The organism is Streptomyces endophyticus, from assembly GCF_035798155.1.
Taxonomy (GTDB): domain Bacteria; phylum Actinomycetota; class Actinomycetes; order Streptomycetales; family Streptomycetaceae; genus Streptomyces; species Streptomyces endophyticus.
The window spans coordinates 1-518 of record NZ_JAOZYC010000141.1 but is presented as its reverse complement, the minus strand read 5'-3'; the positions used below and the strand labels follow the sequence as shown (position 1 = coordinate 518).

1 pseudogene is annotated in these 518 nt (G+C 55.2%); it reads right to left on the bottom strand.

What is annotated here, in order from left to right:
* Positions 1 to 259: 259 nt before the first annotated feature.
* Positions 260 to 518 (bottom strand): annotated as a pseudogene (locus OKJ99_RS26515) (histidine-type phosphatase); the annotation flags it as partial.

Genomic DNA, 518 nt, shown 5'->3' with positions numbered 1-518 from the left:
AAACAACTCAAAATGCAGTCTGCCATCCTACTCTGCTTCGCTGCCCTAGTAGCTTGCACCTACGCCAAGGTGTTCATACCACCCGGTTATCTGGAAACCCACCCAGATTTCAACCCATACTCTAAATCAGTACGCCGACCAAGGGATCTGACTTGGGAACGCAACGCTGGAAGAGGCCAGATCTTTGGTACTTTGGGAAGCACGGATGATTCTGTATTCGGCCGAGGTGGCTACAAGCAAGACATCTTCAACGACCACCATCTGCCTGGGTATGTACGGTTATTGCACAGTCAGGTGCCAGCCCGGCGGCGAAGGCTTCGCCTGTTTTACGGGTACGCTCGTCGACATCAGCAATAATCGCGACCTGACCAGACTGCGGGCAGCCCTTTTTCGCCAGCAATCCGTCGGCTACCAGACGCTGGCGTTGGTAATGTCCGAGATAGGCGATTAGCTCACCACCGCGCGGTGTCAGCCAACCCAGTTTTACCGGCCAGGTTGGCCATGCGTCTGGGGTGACA